At 67.3% G+C, this 15,090-nt stretch carries 18 protein-coding genes; 6 read left to right on the top strand and 12 right to left on the bottom strand.

Annotated elements, in window-relative coordinates; translation table 11 throughout:
* Positions 1-112: 112 nt before the first annotated feature.
* From ACWIGM_RS25595 to ACWIGM_RS25585, 3 genes are all read left to right on the top strand, one after another.
* A complete protein-coding gene (locus tag ACWIGM_RS25595) occupies positions 113-712 on the top strand; it encodes an invasion associated locus B family protein (protein WP_454028800.1) in 600 nt (199 codons plus the stop codon).
* 79 nt (positions 713-791) lie between these two features.
* On the top strand, positions 792-2,015 hold the full coding sequence (rlmN, locus tag ACWIGM_RS25590; protein WP_454028799.1) for a dual-specificity RNA methyltransferase RlmN: 1,224 nt from the start codon (positions 792-794) through the stop codon (positions 2,013-2,015).
* Between the two features lies 1 nt (position 2,016).
* Positions 2,017-2,514, top strand: a complete 498-nt coding sequence (locus ACWIGM_RS25585; RefSeq protein ID WP_454028798.1) for a hypothetical protein — start codon at positions 2,017-2,019, stop codon at positions 2,512-2,514.
* Position 2,515: 1 nt separating this feature from the next.
* Here ACWIGM_RS25585 and ACWIGM_RS25580 read toward each other — a convergent pair whose 3' ends face one another.
* Both ACWIGM_RS25580 and ggt read right to left on the bottom strand, forming a co-directional pair.
* The gene (locus ACWIGM_RS25580; protein WP_454028797.1) at positions 2,516-3,208 is read right to left on the bottom strand and encodes an acid phosphatase; all 693 of its coding nucleotides are present in this window, start codon (positions 3,206-3,208) and stop codon (positions 2,516-2,518) included.
* Between the two features lie 63 nt (positions 3,209-3,271).
* Complete coding sequence (ggt, locus tag ACWIGM_RS25575; protein ID WP_454028796.1) at positions 3,272-5,032, bottom strand: gamma-glutamyltransferase; 1,761 nt, start codon at positions 5,030-5,032, stop codon at positions 3,272-3,274.
* A gap of 194 nt (positions 5,033-5,226) precedes the next feature.
* On the opposite strand from ggt, the gene ACWIGM_RS25570 reads away from it, so the two are divergent.
* From ACWIGM_RS25570 to ACWIGM_RS25560, 3 genes are all read left to right on the top strand, one after another.
* Positions 5,227-5,793 carry a LemA family protein gene (locus ACWIGM_RS25570; RefSeq protein ID WP_454029399.1) on the top strand — a complete coding sequence of 189 codons (567 nt, stop codon included), beginning with the start codon at positions 5,227-5,229 and terminating at the stop codon, positions 5,791-5,793.
* Positions 5,794-5,905: 112 nt separating this feature from the next.
* Positions 5,906-6,802, top strand: coding sequence for a TPM domain-containing protein (locus ACWIGM_RS25565; RefSeq protein WP_454028795.1), 897 nt, complete (start codon positions 5,906-5,908; stop codon positions 6,800-6,802).
* Position 6,803: 1 nt separating this feature from the next.
* Positions 6,804-7,412: a TPM domain-containing protein gene (locus tag ACWIGM_RS25560; protein WP_454028794.1), complete on the top strand. Its 609-nt coding sequence runs from the start codon at positions 6,804-6,806 to the stop codon at positions 7,410-7,412.
* Between the two features lie 20 nt (positions 7,413-7,432).
* Here the strand turns inward: ACWIGM_RS25560 and ACWIGM_RS25555 are convergent, their stop codons facing one another.
* From ACWIGM_RS25555 to ACWIGM_RS25510, 10 genes are all read right to left on the bottom strand, one after another.
* On the bottom strand, positions 7,433-8,182 hold the full coding sequence (locus ACWIGM_RS25555) for a DUF1223 domain-containing protein (RefSeq protein ID WP_454028793.1): 750 nt from the start codon (positions 8,180-8,182) through the stop codon (positions 7,433-7,435).
* A 68-nt stretch (positions 8,183-8,250) separates the two neighbouring features.
* A complete protein-coding gene (locus ACWIGM_RS25550; protein ID WP_454028792.1) occupies positions 8,251-9,231 on the bottom strand; it encodes a lipid A biosynthesis lauroyl acyltransferase in 981 nt (326 codons plus the stop codon).
* 110 nt (positions 9,232-9,341) lie between these two features.
* On the bottom strand, positions 9,342-10,364 hold the full coding sequence (locus ACWIGM_RS25545) for a zinc-binding dehydrogenase (RefSeq protein WP_454028791.1): 1,023 nt from the start codon (positions 10,362-10,364) through the stop codon (positions 9,342-9,344).
* Positions 10,365-10,377: 13 nt separating this feature from the next.
* The gene (locus tag ACWIGM_RS25540) at positions 10,378-10,662 is read right to left on the bottom strand and encodes a type II toxin-antitoxin system RelE/ParE family toxin (RefSeq protein WP_454028790.1); all 285 of its coding nucleotides are present in this window, start codon (positions 10,660-10,662) and stop codon (positions 10,378-10,380) included.
* Entirely contained in the window at positions 10,659-10,910 is a 252-nt protein-coding gene (locus ACWIGM_RS25535) for a CopG family ribbon-helix-helix protein (protein WP_454028789.1), read from the bottom strand. Before ACWIGM_RS25535 ends, ACWIGM_RS25540 begins: the two co-directional genes overlap by 4 nt.
* A 99-nt stretch (positions 10,911-11,009) precedes the next feature.
* Entirely contained in the window at positions 11,010-11,756 is a 747-nt protein-coding gene (locus tag ACWIGM_RS25530) for an SDR family NAD(P)-dependent oxidoreductase (protein ID WP_454028788.1), read from the bottom strand.
* Positions 11,753-13,036, bottom strand: a complete 1,284-nt coding sequence (locus ACWIGM_RS25525; RefSeq protein ID WP_454028787.1) for a beta-ketoacyl-ACP synthase — start codon at positions 13,034-13,036, stop codon at positions 11,753-11,755. The genes ACWIGM_RS25530 and ACWIGM_RS25525 overlap by 4 nt, the downstream gene beginning before the upstream one ends.
* An 11-nt stretch (positions 13,037-13,047) precedes the next feature.
* The gene (locus tag ACWIGM_RS25520; RefSeq protein WP_454028786.1) at positions 13,048-14,178 is read right to left on the bottom strand and encodes a beta-ketoacyl-ACP synthase; all 1,131 of its coding nucleotides are present in this window, start codon (positions 14,176-14,178) and stop codon (positions 13,048-13,050) included.
* Between the two features lies 1 nt (position 14,179).
* A complete protein-coding gene (locus ACWIGM_RS25515) occupies positions 14,180-14,641 on the bottom strand; it encodes a 3-hydroxyacyl-ACP dehydratase FabZ family protein (RefSeq protein ID WP_454028785.1) in 462 nt (153 codons plus the stop codon).
* Between the two features lie 91 nt (positions 14,642-14,732).
* On the bottom strand, positions 14,733-15,014 hold the full coding sequence (locus ACWIGM_RS25510) for an acyl carrier protein (RefSeq protein WP_066473700.1): 282 nt from the start codon (positions 15,012-15,014) through the stop codon (positions 14,733-14,735).
* Between the last annotated feature and the right edge of the window lie 76 nt (positions 15,015-15,090).

Here is a 15,090-nt window from a genome sequence, read left to right as displayed (position 1 = left end):
CGCAATTTCGCCAGGATCGTGACATTCTATCCGTCGCGCTGCGATATTCCGGATCGCCGATCCCGCGCATTCTCCATTCGGCGTTAAGGTTTTTGTTGGTTACTGGCGATCCATGATTCGCATTCCGGCTCTCTCTTCCGCCCGTCATTCGCTCCAGGCCGCTGCCCTGCTCGGCCTGGCGGCTCTGACCTTTGCGGCCGTTCCGGCGCAGGCCCAGCGCGCTCCAGCTGCCAAGCCGGCGCCGGCGAAGCCCGCCGCTGCCGGTGGGCAGGGCCAGGCGCTCCTGCTCGAAACCGCCGGCAAATGGCAGGCCTTCTCCTCGCAGCAGGGCCGCTCCAAGATCTGCTACGCCCTGTCCAAGGCCGAAACCCGCGTTCCGGCCAATCTCAAGGATGTCGAGGGCCTGCTGTTCATCTCCAGCCGGCCGGGCGAGGGCGTGCGCAACGAGATCAGCCTCGTCATGAATTTCGACCTCAAGGAAGATGTCGAGCATCAGGCGATCATCGGCAATGACCGCTTCGCGCTGGTCGCCAAGGGCCAGAATGTCTGGCTGAAGAACCCGGCCGAGGAAGGCCGCATGCTCGATGCGTTGCGCAAGGGCTCAGGGCTCGAGATCAAGGGCACCTCGAAGCGCGGCAACGCGACCAGCGACAAGTATTCGCTCGCTGGCATCTCGCAGATCGTCAAGCGGGCCGAGGACGCCTGCAAATAGGCTGATTTCGCGATAGGCCGCTCTCGTGCTATGAGGCGGCCAATTCCGGGCGAGATCGCCCGTTGCGAGCCGAGTTCCGATGAATCTCTCTGTTGCTGAAGCCGCCTCTCCGGCGGCCGAACCTGTTATGCGGCGGCCTTCTCTGGCCGGGCGCACGCGCGCCGGCCTTGCCGAGGCGCTGGCCGAGATCGGCGTTCCCGAGAAGGAGCGGCGCATGCGCGTCGGCCAGCTCTGGAACTGGATCTACCATTACGGCGTCCGCGACTTCCAGGAAATGACGACGATCGGCAAGGGCCTGCGCGCTCAGCTCGCCGAGCATTTCACGCTCGACCTGCCGGAGGTCACCGCCGAGCAGGTCTCCAGCGACGGCACCCGCAAATGGCTGCTGCGCATGGCGCCAACCGGTCCGCGCGACCGCGGCGCCGAGATCGAATGCGTCTACATTCCCGAGGTCGATCGCGGCACGCTCTGCGTCTCCAGCCAGGTCGGCTGCACGCTGACCTGTACCTTCTGCCACACCGGCACGCAGCGGCTCGTGCGCAACCTCACCACCGAGGAGATCGTCACGCAGTTGATGGTGGCGCGTGACCGGCTCGGCGACTTCCCGAACCGCAGCGCGCCTGATGGCGCCTTCGTTCCCAATGATGGCGGGCGCTTCGTCTCGAACATCGTCTTCATGGGCATGGGCGAGCCGCTCTATAACTTCGACGGCGTCCGCGATGCGATCGGCGTGATTACCGACGATCAGGGACTGTCGCTCGGCCGCCGGCGCATCACCGTCTCGACCTCGGGCGTGGTGCCGCAGATCGGTCCTCTCGGCGACGAGATGGGCACGATGCTGGCGATCTCGCTGCATGCGGTGCGCGACGATCTGCGCAACGAATTGGTGCCGCTCAACAAGAAGTACCCGATCAAGGATCTGCTCGACGCCTGCCGGAACTATCCCGGCCTGTCGAACGCCAAGCGGATCACCTTCGAGTACGTGATGCTGAAGGGCGTCAACGACAGCGATGCCGAGGCGCGCGAGCTGGTGCGCCTGCTCAAGGGCATCCCGGCCAAGATCAACCTGATCCCGTTCAACCCCTGGCCCGGCACGCGCTATGAATGCTCGGACTGGGAGCGGATCGAGCGCTTCTCCGAGATCGTGTTCAAGGCCGGCTATGCCTCGCCGGTGCGCACGCCGCGCGGACGCGACATCCTTGCCGCCTGCGGCCAGCTCAAGAGCGAGACCGAGAAGCTCTCCGCTCGCGCCCGGCTGATGCTGGAGCAGGGCGAAGTCGACGCCGCGACGGCCGCGCACTGACATGCTGCGCTGGCTGCTGCTGATCCCGTTCGCGCTGCTGTTTGCGATCGGCTCGGGCCTGGTCGCGTTGCTGATCGCCGGCGTCGCCTCGCCAGATCTCGGCCTGCTGATCGGCGGCGGCTTCGATCGCTTGTTGTCGGCGCTGTTCGCCCAGGCCGAACGCGGCTTCGATCCCGGCCCGACCGCCGAGGCGGCGTTCGCGCTGCTCGGCCGGCTCGGCTTCGCCATCCTGATCTTGCCGGTGGTGCTGGTCGCGGTTGCGTCAGAGCTCTTCCGTCTGCGCAGTGGTTTGATCCAGAGCGGCCTCACCGGCCTGCTGGCGGCGCTGCTACCGCTCGCCATGCTCGGCATGGCCAGGACGCCGAGTGCCGGCGAAATGCAGGTCGTGTCGGCGCTTTTCCTGGTCGGGGCCGCGACCGGCTTCGTCTACTGGCTGATTGCCGGGCGCGGGGCGGGCGGCGAAAACGCCGAGCGCCCCGATCTGCCGCAGCAGGGCTGACTTAGAGCCCGAGCGCCTTGCGCAGCTCCGTGCGGGCCGCGGCATATTCGGTGCGGAAGTCCGGCTGCTCCATGATCCTGATGGCGATGACGCTGCCCGCGATGCGGCCGGCCTCGATGTCGGCGCGGAAATGGATGCCGCCGACGATGCGGTTCTCGCCATAGGCCCAGGCGCGGGCCATGATCTCCGCTCGCTTCTCCGGCACCATGTTCGACAGCACGATGCCCATCAGCGTGCCGACCGTGGTATGGCCGGACGGGTAGGCGCCCGAATTCGACAGCTTCACCACCGGCTTCACCAGCGGGCTGTACTGGTGCGGGCGCGGGCGCTTCCAGCTGTCCTTGGCGGGGTCGACGACGGCGCCTTCGGTCGCGACGACGCGGTCGAAGAAGGCCGAGAAGGCCGGCAACGCCTCCGGCTTGAAGGCCGGGCCCATCACATCCGAGAAGCGCCAGACATCCTCGACCACATCGGCCTGCGCCTGCGCTTCCATCTGCGGAGTGCGGGTGACCTGGATGGTCAGCACCTCGGCGAGTTCGGCCCTGGTCTGCGCGGAATCATTGGCTGGCGGCGGCTTCAGCACGGTCAGGAGGTCGATGGTCTCGGCGGTAGCGAAGGGCTTGCCCTCGCCGGCCCAGGCCGGGGCGACGAGAAGCAGCGCTGCGGCCAGCAGGGCGGAGGCGGTGATGCGCATGGTGGCGATCCCTAGGGGCGGGGCCGGCACCCAGCGCCTGCCTTGTGACAGGCTGATGAACCCTCAATCGCCGATCGCCACGCCCTCGCGCCGGCCGTCAGCGCCGCCGAGATAGCCTTCCGGCGTCTTGACGATCGCCTGGATACCCGAGGTCATCTCGATCAGCCTGATCTCATGGCCTTTGGCTTCCAATGCGGCCTTCCACGGTTCGGCTTCCGTGCCCTTTTCCAGCTCTGTCGGGCCGTTGCGATTGCCGAAATTGGCGAGGTCGACGGCGCGCTGCGGGTCCATCTTCCAATCGAGCAGGGCGACCAGCGTCTTGGCGACATAGCCGATGATCTGGCTGCCACCGGGCGAGCCGGTGACGGCGTAGAGTCGGCCGAAGGCGTCGAAGACGATGGTCGGCGCCATCGATGAGCGCGGGCGCTTGCCGGGCTCGACCCGATTGGCGACCGGCTTGCCGTCCTCCGATGGCGCAAACGAGAAGTCGGTCAACTCGTTGTTGAGCAGGAAGCCGCCCTTGGTCATCAGGCGTGAGCCGAAGCCGTCCTCGATCGTCGTGGTCATCGAGACGGCGTTGCCCTGGCTGTCGATCACCGAGATATGGCTGGTGCCGTTCTCGATGCCATCCGAGGGCGCGAGCAGGAGGGCGCGCTTGTTCGGGGGGGTGCCGGCGCTGGCCTTGCCCATGGCCTTGTCCGGGCCGATCAGCCTGGCCCGTTCGCGAACATAATCCTCGTCGACCAGGCCAAGGGTCGGCACGCTGACGAAGGCGGGGTCGCCGAGATAGAGCGCCCGGTCGGCGAAGGCGAGCTTGTTGGCTTCAGTGAACCAATGCGCTGCCTCGGCTCCGGGGCCGAGGCGGGCAATGTCCTTGGTTTCGAGCATGCCGAGGATTTGCTGGACGGCGACGGCGCCTGAGCTCGGCGGGCCCATGCCGCAGAGCGTATAGGCGCGATAGCGGCCACAGACCGGCGCGCGCTCCTCGACCTTGTAGGCAGCGAGGTCGGCGAGCGTGATGTCGCCGGGATTGTCCTTGTGGCCGGTCACAGTCGCGACGATGTCCTGCGCGATCTCGCCCTCATAGAAGGCGTCGGCGCCGCGCCCGGCGATGGCGCGCAGAGTGGCAGCGAAGGCCGGGTTCTTCAGGACGGCGCCGACCGGTTTCGGCTTGCCGTCAGCCTCGTAGAAATAGGCGGCGGCGCGGGCGTCCTTGCCGAGGTTCTTCTCCAGCGCGAGCAGGCCGTTGAGGCGCGGCGAGATCGCAAAGCCATCCTCGGCCAGCTTGATCGCCGGGGCGAAGACCTCGGCCCAGGGCAGCTTGCCCCAGCGCTTGTGGGCCTCTTCGAGCAGCCGGACCGTGCCGGGCACGCCGACCGAGCGGCCGCCGACCACGGCGTCGACGAATTTCATCGGCTTGCCGTCGGCGCCGAGGAAGCGCTCGGGTTTGGCCGCCTTCGGCGCGGTCTCGCGGCCGTCGAGCGTGGTCAGCTGGCGGCCGGCCTCGTCCCAGTAGACGAAGAAGGCGCCGCCGCCGATGCCGGAACTCTGCGGCTCGACCAGGTTGAGCACGAGCTGGATCGCGATCGCGGCGTCGGTCGCGCTGCCGCCAGCGCGCAGGATCTCGCGGCCGGCGGCGGCGGCGAGCGGGTTGGCCGCGGCTGCCATGTAGCGCTGCGCCGTACCGAGCGTCTTGGCGATGCGTCCGGTTGCGGCCTCGGGAGCCGGCGCCACGGTCTGAGCCGGGGCTGCGGTCGCGGCAGCAAGCCAAAGGCTGAGAATCAGGACCGAGCGGGTACCGAATGCGGACGATGTCAGCGGCATGATCCACTCCTCTTCATTGGCTGCGAGACTAGCGTGCTTGCCGGCTTGCGCGCCATGCTTGTGGCGTTGGTTTGATCTGTCTCGCGGCGCGGCTATGGTCGAAGCCTGATTTGTTCTGCCAAGTTTGTCCTGCCAAGCCGAAGGGGTTCGTCATGGTGCTCGCGCAGTCTCCGGCCTTTCGCCGGCCCCTCGTCATGCTGCTGGTCGGGCTGTGCGGCCTCGTGTTGGCGGGCTGCGGCTACAACAATGTGCCGACGCTGGAGGAGAAGGCCAAGGGGGCCTGGGGTGAGGTGCAGAACCAGTACCAACGCCGCGCCGACCTGATCCCCAATCTGGTCGAGACCGTGAAGGGCTATGCCCAGCAGGAGCGTGAGGTCCTGACCCAGGTGATCGAGGCGCGGGCCAAGGCGACGCAGGTCAAGGTCGACGCCTCTACCATCACCGATCCCGCCAAGTTCAAGGAATACCAGGACGCGCAGAACCAGCTCAGCGGCGCGCTCGGGCGCCTGCTGGTGACGGTCGAGCGCTATCCCGAGCTCAAGTCGAACCAGAACTTCCTGGCTTTGCAGTCGCAGCTGGAAGGCACCGAGAACCGGGTTGCGGTTGCCCGGCGCGACTACATCCAGGCGGTGCAGGCCTTCAACACAGAGATCCGGACCTTTCCAGGCGTGATCTGGGCGCGCTTGTTCTGGGGTGCCAAGCCGATGGAGAGCTTCTCGGCGACGGCGGGAGCGGAGCGGCCGCCGGCAGTGAAGTTCTGATTGCAACTCTTCGATGGACTCTGCCGTTCGTGGACAAGCGCAGGGAACCCCTCTCCTGGATGGGAGAGGGGCAGGGGTGAGGGACTGCGGTTCCCGGATGAGGAGCACTGGCGTGGCTGTGCCTTCTGCGGAAACGGCAGGCCCTCATCCGGCGCTCTGCGCCACCTTCTCCCATCCGGGAGAAGGAAAGAGGCCTGCTCGCCCAGTCGTTGCGGCATGGCTTTCGCTGATCCTCTGCCTCTTCTTCCCTGCCTTCGCCGCAGCCGCCGAGCCGAACTATCCCGCCCTCACCGGCCGCATCGTCGACAATGCGAGCCTGCTCAATGCCGAGGCCTCCGCCCGCATCGAGCAGAAGCTGAAAGCGCATGAGGAGAAGACCAGCGACCAGGTCGTGGTGGCGACGCTGCCCTCGCTGCAGGGCTATCCGATCGAGGATTTCGCCAATGGCCTGTTCCGGGCCTGGAAGCTCGGTGACAAGGCCAAGAACAACGGCGTGCTGCTCATCGTCGCGCCGAATGAGCGCAAGGTGCGCATCGAGGTCGGCTACGGGCTCGAAGGTGCGCTGACCGACGCGCTCTCCAAGGTGATCATCACCACGGCGGTCGCGCCCAAGTTCAAGAACGGCGATCTCGCGGGGGGCATCGAGGGCGGCGTCGACGCGATCCTGTCGATCCTGACCGGCGATGCCGAGGAGTGGCAGCGGCGTGCCCAGATCCGCAGCGACGAATCATCCTGGGTCGAGACCGCCGCGGTGATTTTCGTCATGATCATGGTGTTCATCCTGATCGTGAGCTTCATGCGGGAGCTCGGCCGCTCCTCCGGCGGGGCGCGCCGGCATAGGACGCGGGACGGGCGCTGGATCGTGCTGCCGCCCTCCGGCGGCTCGGGCTGGAGTGGCGGCTCCTCCTCTGGTGGCTGGAGTTCGGGCTGGGGTTCAGGGTCGAGCTCGGGCGGGTTCTCGGGCAGCGGTGGCTCGTCCGGCGGCGGTGGGGCTTCGGGGGATTGGTGAGATGCTGAATTCCGATGATCGCGACGCCATCGCTGAAGCGGTGCGCGAGGCCGAGCGGCAGACCTCCGGCGAGATCGTCGTCGTCGTCGATCGCGCCGCCGGCAGCTATGTCGCGGTGCCGCTGGTGCTGGCCTTGGCGCTTTCGCTGGTCGTGCCCTGGCCGTTGCTGCTCATCACGAAGCTGAGCGCGGCGAGCATCTTTCTCGCTCAGTTGATCGCGGCGGCGCTGCTGCTGGCGACCCTGCTCTGGTATGGCCGGGGCGGGCGTTTCGTGCCGGGCTTCGTCAAGCGGCGGCAGGCGCATGAGACGGCATTGCGCGAATTCACCGCGCGCGGGCTGACGCTGACGCGCGGCCGCACCGGCGTGCTGCTCTATATCGCCGTGCAGGAGCGCTATGCCGAGGTTGTTGCCGATGCCGGCATCTCGGCCAAGGTCGACGGCGAGGCCTGGCAAAGAATCGTCGAACCTCTTCTTGCCGCAGCGGCGCAAGACGCCCTGCGCGAAGGCTTGATCGCGGCCGTGCGTGATGTTGGCGCCGTGCTCGCCGCCCATGCACCGCCAGCTGTCGACGATGTCGACGAGCTGCCCAACAAGGTGGTGATCCTTTAGAGGCCGGCTACTTTGATCGTTTACTTGGCCGGGCCGCGGGCGGCGCCGAGGATCGCGCTCTGGCGGGCGTAGGGATCGCCCTGGACCAGCACGACATAGGAATCGGCCTTCGGGTTGCGCACGGTATCCAGCGGCACTGTCAGCGTCGCAGCTGCCCCATTCCATTCGCCGATGCGATTGATGCCGCGCACGACATTGGCATAGGTCACGGTCTTGCCGCTGTTCTCGCCGCGCTCGATCGGTACCGTGGCCGTGCGGCTGACCTGCAGCAGCAGGACCACAGCCGGCTTCTCGCCGGTGAACGTGGCGGTGCCCAAGCTGACACGCAGCGCGCCATCTGCCTCGGCAAGGTCAATCTTGACCGGGAAACCGTCCTTGCCCTGGTCCTTGACGAGCTTGTCGATGCCGCCCTTGTCGGAGCCGACGATATGGGCGGTGCCGTTGACCACAGCCTGGGGCGTGTAGATCTGACCGTCGCCGCGCGCCTTGGCGTAAAGCTTCTGGCGCTTGCTGAAGACCTCCTGGCCGAGCGTGTCCTTCCAGCCGAGATAGTCCCAATAGGTAACCGGCAAGGTCAGCGTGATCAGGCGGGGGTCCTTGGCGAGCTCGGTGAAGAGCGCATCCGCGGCCGGACAGGACGAGCAGCCCTGGCTGGTGAAGAGCTCGACCACTGCCTGCGGCCGGTACGCAGGCTGCTGGGCATGCGCCGGCAGCCCTGCGAGGAGCAGGAAAGCAGTGGCGGCAGCGATGTTGCTGATGTGGCGGACCATCATTCGAACTCGACGCCTGTATAGAAGCAGGCGGTTACCAAAAGCGCCACTATCGGATCAATTGGAAATCACGTTGCCTTGAAAACCGGCGGTTGCGGCGCCTGCTCGCGAAAACGTGCCAGGGCCTCGGCGCTGATCAGGTTCGGGCGCCAGCGCCGGTGCATCCAGAGCCATTGCTCGGGATGTTCGCGGACCCAGCCCTCGACGACCGCGGTCATCATCGCCATGGCGCCGGTGACATCGATCTCGCCATTGGCGTCGCGCGGCAGATCGAGCGGTGGCGTCAGTTCGATGCGGAAACGCCGGTTCGGCAGGCGGATGACGCGCACGCCATGCACCGGGCATTCGAAGCGGCGGGCGAACTTGCCGAGGATTGGGTTGGTCAGCGCCGGCCGCCCGAGGAAAGGCACGACCACGCCGCGGGTGAAATGCTGGTCGATCAGCATGCCGAGATGGCCGCCATTCTCGAGCACGCCCTGCATGGCGAAGGCGGCGCCCTGCTTGGCGGCGGCGAGCCCGCCCATGGCGCCGGAGCGGATCTCGTGGACGACGGCGGCGATCGCCGGATCGTTGGGGGCGCGGAAGACCGCGGTGGTGTCGAGATCGTAGGTGGCGGCGCAAATCGCCGGCAGTTCCCAGTTGGCGAGATGGGTCGAGAAGATCAGGCCCGGCCTGTCGTCGTCCTTCAGCGCGATGAAGTGCTCGATGCCGACGACCTCGATCCGGCCATTGGGGTCGGGGTTGTGATAGTCATAGTCGAACAGCGTCTTGAGATGGGCGTATTCGGCGACGGTGCGGCCGAGATTCTCCCAGCCACCACGGACGAGGCGCCTGGCCTCCGCATCCGCGATCCCGGGGAAGGCGGCGCGGACATTGGTGTAGGCGACGCGGTTGACCGGGATCAGCGGGCTGACGCTGCGCAGGAGCCAGCCGCCGAGATCGGAGGCCCGCTCCGGCCCGAGCGCGCGCAGGAAGGCGAAGACCGCGCGGATCAGCCCGATCATCAGCGCGGCGCCGATGCGCGTCGCGAATTGCTTCAGCTGCCTCAAGGTCCCAGCCCGGTCCGCCGGCGCAGCGTCCGGGAAGGAGCTCGCCATCGCGGCGCGACTTGCGGGATTGCGACCGGCGCGTCAAGTCGCGCCGGCTCAGAGCAAGTGGCTCAGAGCGTGACGATGACCTTGCCGAAGACCTTGCGGCCCTCGATCCGCGCGAGGCCCTGCTCGAACTGCGCGAGCGGGAAGACCGAATCGATCACCGGCTTCATGCCGGCTGCCATCTTCTCCAGCGACTGCGCGATATTCTCGATCCGGCAGCCGAAAGAGCCGGTGATCCGATACTGCTGCTGGAATAGCTGCATCAGATTCATTGTCGTCGAGGCGCCTGAGGTGGCGCCGCAGGTGACGAGCCGGCCGCCGCGCTTCAGGCAGAGCAGCGAGCCGTTCCAGGTGTCGGCGCCGACATGCTCGAAGACGACGTCGACGCCCTTGCGCTTGGTCAGGCGCCGGACCTCGCCCTCGAAGCGCTCGGTCTTGTAGTTGACGACGAAATCGGCGCCGAGCGCCTTGGCCTTCTCGCCCTTCTCGTCGTCGCCAACGGTGGTGTAGACGGTGCAACCGATCGCCTTGGCCATCAGGATCGCCGCCGTGCCGATGCCGGAGCCGCCGGCATGGACCAGCACCGACTCGCCGGGCTCGAGCTTGGCATTGTCGAACAGCATGTGCTGGACCGTGCCGAAGCCGATAGGCGCGCAGGCGGCCTCCTCGAAGGAGACGCCGTTCGGCGCCTTGATGACGAGGCGCTCGGGCCGGTTGATCAATTCGCGGGCGAAGCCGTCGATATGGAAGCCCATGATCCCGGCTACATTCTCGCAGAGATTGTCACGGCCCTCGCGGCAGGCCTTGCAATGGCCGCAGGTCTCGGCGCCGTACATGGTCACCGTATCGCCCTCGCGGAAGCGCGAGACGCCCTCGCCGATCGCGACGACCTCGCCGGCTGCCTCGACGCCGGCCGCCTGCGGCATCTTGCGCTTGGCGAAGGCCATGCCGCGGAAGCCCCAGAGGTCGAGATAGTTCAGGCCGACGGCGCGCACGCGAATCTGGACCTCGCCCGGAGCGGGGGGGGGCGGCGGCTCGATCTGTTCGAGGCGGAGGTCGCGGTCGCCATGGAGCTGGAGCGAGAGCATCGGTCTTCGTCTTTCAGAGCTGGTCCGGCCATTGCCGGGAGGCATGCAGGACCGCGAGGATTTCGACGCGCCCGTCGCGGACGCGGTAGGGAAGGATATAGCTGGTGCCGGCTACCACGAGTTCGCGGGTTTCTTCTACCCGCCCGGCCCTGCCGCTATGCGGATAATCGACGAGTTGAGCTGCTGCGGATCGGAGCCTGCGAACAAGCGCGAGCGCTGCCGTCGGGCTGAGATCAGCGACATAAAGGGCGATATCGCGGAGGTCTGCCTTGGCTCGTGTAGTCCAGACCAGCTTCATTTGGCGGAGTCGATACGAGCCTGTATCTCGGCCTCGATCGCATCGAGCTCATCCTCCGTGGCGAATTCGCCGCGATCGGCCTGGGCGATGCCCTCCTTGATGCGGGCAATCTGCCAGGCATTGAGCTCGACATAGTTCTCGATCGCCTTGGCGGCGAGCCAGTTGCGCGAGCGGTCGGTGTCGGCTGCCAGCGCATCGAGCTTGGCGAGCGTCTCATCGTCGAGGCGGATGGTGAAGGCGGCCGTCATGACGGTTCACTCCGGTTCACAGTGAATATAGGCGGTTCGCAGCGCAGCGCCAAGCGCTGTGCGTTTACCATGTTTCACGTGAAGCGTTGGAGCGCGCTCTTAGCGATGCACGCCGAGATGGGCGGTCAGGCCGCCATCGATCGGCAGGACCGTGCCGGTGATGTAGGCCGCCGGTGGGCTCAACAGGAAGGCGGCAAGGCCCGCGACCTCCTCGGGTTTCGCAAAGCGGCCTGCCGGGATCTGGCCTTCCATCTTGTCACGATAGGCGGCGTAGGGCGCCATCATGTCGGTGTCGACGAAGCCCGGCGCGATCACGTTGACGGTGACGCCGCGCTTGCCGGTTTCGACCGCGAGCGTCTTGGCATAGGAGATCAGCGCGCCCTTGGACGCCGCATAGGCGGCGTTGCCGGGGTTGCCGCGCAGGGCCGCGACCGAGCCGATCGCGACGATGCGGCCGGCCTTGGCACGGATCATGCCGCGCATCAGGCTTTTGGCGAGACGGGTGAAGGCCCAGAAATTGACCTGCATCGCTGCTTCGGCCTTGTCCTGCACCAGCATGGCGGCGAGCGTGTCATAGGGCTGGCCGGCGTTGTGGACGAGGCCGAACCAGGCCTCGCCCTCGCATTGCTCGCAGAAGGCGTCGAGCGCCGTCTTGTCGGAGAGGTCGAGCGGCAAAGCGCGCACGCTGCGGCCGGGCGCGGCCTCGGCGATCTCGGCAGCGAGCGCCTGCGCCTGCTCGCCGGAAGAGCGATAGGTGAAGTCGACATCGTGGCCAGCAGCCACGAGTGCCCGCACGATCGCGGCGCCGACGCCCTTGGCGCCGCCGGTGACGAGAACCTTGGTCATGCTGCTGCTGGTCCGGCGGTCAGGACGAGGCAGGTATTCTGGCCGCCGAAGCCGAAGGAGTTCGACAGGACAGTGCGGACCTCGGCGTCACGGGCCTGGTTGGGGACGACGTCGAGACCGATCGCCGGATCGGGCGTGTTGTAATTGATCGTCGGCGGGATGCGGCCATTGGCGATCGTCATCAGCGAGATCACTGCTTCTACCGCGCCGGCTGCGGTCAGCGTATGGCCGAGCATCGACTTGTTCGAGGAGATCGGCAGGCTCGCCATGCGCTCGCCGAAGACGGCGGAGCAGCTCATCGCCTCCATCTTGTCGTTCTCGGGGGTCGAGGTGCCGTGCGCGTTGATGTAGTCGACATCGTCCGGCGTCAGGCCGGCGTCGGCGAGGGCGTCCTGCATGGCGAGGATCGCCGGCTTGCCGTCCGGGCTGGAGCGGGTACGGTGGAAGCCGTCACCGCGCTCGCCGCAGCCGGCGACGATGCCGAGGATGGTGGCGCCGCGCGCCAGGGCATGGTCGTAATCCTCCAGCACCAGCGCGCCGGCGCCCTCGCCCATGACGAAACCGTCGCGGTTCTTCGAGAACGGCTTGGCGGCGCCTTCCGGCGGATCGTTCTGGGTCGAGAGGGCCGAGAGCAGCGAGAAGCGGATCAGCGCCTCGGCATGGACCGAGCCATCGGTGCCGATGCAGAGCGCGGATTCCGTCTCGCCGCGGCGGATCGCCTCGACACCCATCTGGATAGCGGTCGCGCCCGACGAACAGGCGGTCGACAGCGAGATCGGCGAGCCCTTGGTGCCGAACTTCTCGGCGATGTGCTCGGCAACGCCGCCGAACAGGAAGAGCTCGTGCATCCCCTGGTGCTTGTGACGGGCGGCGACGCGCAGCAGGGCATCATAATCGGTTTCGTCCGCGGCGGCCTGCGCCAGCTCCTGCTTCTGCGGCCACTCCATCTCGACCGGCGGAACGGCCATGAAGAGTTCGCCCGGGAAATTGCCGGCCTCGCCGAGTCCGCTCTGCGCGACCGCCTCTTCGGCGGCGAGCGTGGCGAGCTTCTCGGAGAGCTGCGGCGCGGCGAAGGAGCCGTCGAACAGGAAATCGACGGTTGCGGCGATGGTGGTGCGCAGGCCGTCGGTCGGGAAGCGCTCGATCCGGTGGATGCCGGAGCGCCCCGCGGTCAGGGCCTCCCAGTTGGCGTCCTTGCCCTGGCCGAGCGAGGTGACGATGCCGAGGCCGGTGACGGCGACGATCGGCCGGCCCTGGCTGTCGCGATGGCTTGCGCTCATGACGCCTCTCCTCAAGCCTTGACCAGACGGGCGGCGCCTTCGCCGCGCCAATGCGCTGCGCCGGTGACGATCGCCTCATTCGCCGCGCCGGTCGAGAGCGCGGACGCGGCGAGCGCGACCGAGACCGGGAAAGCGGCTTCGACAGAATGGCCGACGAGGTCGCCGGTGGCGACCCGGCGCGCCTTGGGAGCGGCCTTCGCGATCGCGGCGGCCTCTTCCTCGGTTATCCCTGCACAGCCGGTCGCGGCCGAGATCGCGAGCACGTCGGATGCCAACGGACCGAAACCGGCGAGCAGTTCGTCGAGCGCCTTGGCGACAGATCCGGGCTGGCGGCGGCTGCGATGCGCGGCCGCGTGGCTGAGGCGGGCATGCGCCCCGGCGCCGCGCGCCGCGGCGCGCTCGGCCGATTCGAGCACGAGGAAAGCGCCGGCGCTGCCGGTGATCATGCCGGGGGCGTCGCTGCGGGCGAAGACCGAAGCGAAATCGGCAGAGCGCAGGAAGCCGCCGAGTTCGAACAGCAGCAGCATATCGCGGCGCTCGGCATTATAGGCGCCGCCGACGAGGATGATGTCGGCCTGACCGGCTGCGATCCGGGCCTGGGCGGTGCGGATGGCGTCGACACCGGCCTGCTCCTCGCCCATCAGCGTGCGCGAGGCGCCGGTGATGCCGTGGACGATGCCGATATTGCCGGCGAGCAGGTTGGAGAGTTGGGCCAGGAACAAGGTTGGTCTGAGATCGCCCATCAGCCGCTCATTGAGGAACGCACCCGGCTGGTTGGCGTTGCGCAGGCCGGCCAGCACGGCGGCGTCGACGGCATGGTCACGCTCGCCGCCGCCGGCGGCGACGATCACCTGGAGCTGGCTCTTGGCCTCGGCATCGTCCTTCAGCCCGGCATCGTCGAGGGCAAGGCCGGCGGCATAGACGCCGAGGCGCTGCCAGGGCTCCATCTGGCGCTGGTCGGACTTCTTCGGGATCTGCCGGTCGAGCTCGAGTGGCTTCAGCGGGTGCAGCGGATAGGGCGCGAAGCTCTGGGTATCGACGACGAGTGCGGCATTCGTAGCGAGCGCCTGCGCATGTGTCTCGATACCTTCGCCCAGGCTGGAGGCGAGGCCGATGCCGGTGATGACGACGTCGCGGGCCATGTCAGGCTGCCTCCGGGGAGAGGCCGATGGCAGCGATGCGGCTCTGCATCAGGGTGCGCATATCGGCGGGGAAAGGCATCAGGCGGAAGCGCAGTTCGGCATCGCAGATCGGCTTGCCGCCGATCGTGATCTTCGCTTTGGTCGCGGCGTAGCCGGAGCCCTCGATCACCAGTTCGGCACTGATTTCGAGTTCGGCATTCGGCTCGACGAAGGTGCGGAAGCGCGCCTTGTCGACCGTCATCAGGAAAGGCATCTGCGTCAGGCCGTTCAGCCCGAGCAGCAGATAGCCGGAGGCCTGCGCCATGGTCTCGGTGAGCAGCACGCCGGGAACGAGTGGATGGCCGGGGAAATGGCCCTCGAAGACCGGGCTATTAGACGGAACGGTCGAGCGCGTCAGGATCCGCTTGTTCGCCGGATCGAAGCTCTCGACCTTGTCGATCATGTCGAAATATTCGAGGCGCATGCGGTTCCAACCCGTCTCGCCGCGATCGGGGTCTGGCCCCGCTTGCGGCGTTTCAACGTCCAGCAGCGGCCCCGGCGGGCCGGGGAAGCGTTCAGGCAGCCTTGGCGGCGACGAGGTCGTCGATGCGCTTGCACAGGTTCTCGAGCACGAAATACTGCTCGGCCGGCGCCTTGCCCTCGTTGACCTCCTGGGTCCACTGCTCGAGCGGCAGCTTGATGCCAAAGGCCTTGTCGATCGCGAAGGCGATGTCGAGGAAGGCGAGGGAGTCGATGCCGAGATCGTCGATCGCGTGGCTCTGGGGCGTGATCTTCTCGCGAGGAATGTCGCAAGTTTCCGAAATGATGCCGGCGACCGTCTCGAACGTGGCGGACATGCGGGTACTCCCGTCGTGGATGATGATGGCGGACGGCGTCCGGGCGCGTTCGCCCCGCGCCTGCCCCAAGCCCCCC

This window comes from Allobosea sp. NPDC055332 (assembly GCF_053645455.1).
The sequence above is the reverse complement of the archived record's forward strand: the minus strand, read 5'-3'. Positions and strand labels throughout refer to the sequence as shown.

Coding starts and splice junctions, on each gene's coding strand:
- ACWIGM_RS25595 (WP_454028800.1), top strand. CDS start 113: ATGATTCGCATTCCGGCTCTCTCTTCCGCCCGTCATTCGCTCCAGGCC.
- rlmN (WP_454028799.1), top strand. CDS start 792: ATGAATCTCTCTGTTGCTGAAGCCGCCTCTCCGGCGGCCGAACCTGTT.
- ACWIGM_RS25585 (WP_454028798.1), top strand. CDS start 2,017: ATGCTGCGCTGGCTGCTGCTGATCCCGTTCGCGCTGCTGTTTGCGATC.
- ACWIGM_RS25580 (WP_454028797.1), bottom strand. CDS start 3,208: ATGCGCATCACCGCCTCCGCCCTGCTGGCCGCAGCGCTGCTTCTCGTC.
- ggt (WP_454028796.1), bottom strand. CDS start 5,032: ATGCCGCTGACATCGTCCGCATTCGGTACCCGCTCGGTCCTGATTCTC.
- ACWIGM_RS25570 (WP_454029399.1), top strand. CDS start 5,227: ATGCTGCTGGTCGGGCTGTGCGGCCTCGTGTTGGCGGGCTGCGGCTAC.
- ACWIGM_RS25560 (WP_454028794.1), top strand. CDS start 6,804: ATGCTGAATTCCGATGATCGCGACGCCATCGCTGAAGCGGTGCGCGAG.
- ACWIGM_RS25555 (WP_454028793.1), bottom strand. CDS start 8,182: ATGGTCCGCCACATCAGCAACATCGCTGCCGCCACTGCTTTCCTGCTC.
- ACWIGM_RS25545 (WP_454028791.1), bottom strand. CDS start 10,364: ATGCTCTCGCTCCAGCTCCATGGCGACCGCGACCTCCGCCTCGAACAG.
- ACWIGM_RS25540 (WP_454028790.1), bottom strand. CDS start 10,662: ATGAAGCTGGTCTGGACTACACGAGCCAAGGCAGACCTCCGCGATATC.
- ACWIGM_RS25535 (WP_454028789.1), bottom strand. CDS start 10,910: ATGACGGCCGCCTTCACCATCCGCCTCGACGATGAGACGCTCGCCAAG.
- ACWIGM_RS25530 (WP_454028788.1), bottom strand. CDS start 11,756: ATGACCAAGGTTCTCGTCACCGGCGGCGCCAAGGGCGTCGGCGCCGCG.
- ACWIGM_RS25525 (WP_454028787.1), bottom strand. CDS start 13,036: ATGAGCGCAAGCCATCGCGACAGCCAGGGCCGGCCGATCGTCGCCGTC.
- ACWIGM_RS25520 (WP_454028786.1), bottom strand. CDS start 14,178: ATGGCCCGCGACGTCGTCATCACCGGCATCGGCCTCGCCTCCAGCCTG.
- ACWIGM_RS25515 (WP_454028785.1), bottom strand. CDS start 14,641: ATGCGCCTCGAATATTTCGACATGATCGACAAGGTCGAGAGCTTCGAT.
- ACWIGM_RS25510 (WP_066473700.1), bottom strand. CDS start 15,014: ATGTCCGCCACGTTCGAGACGGTCGCCGGCATCATTTCGGAAACTTGC.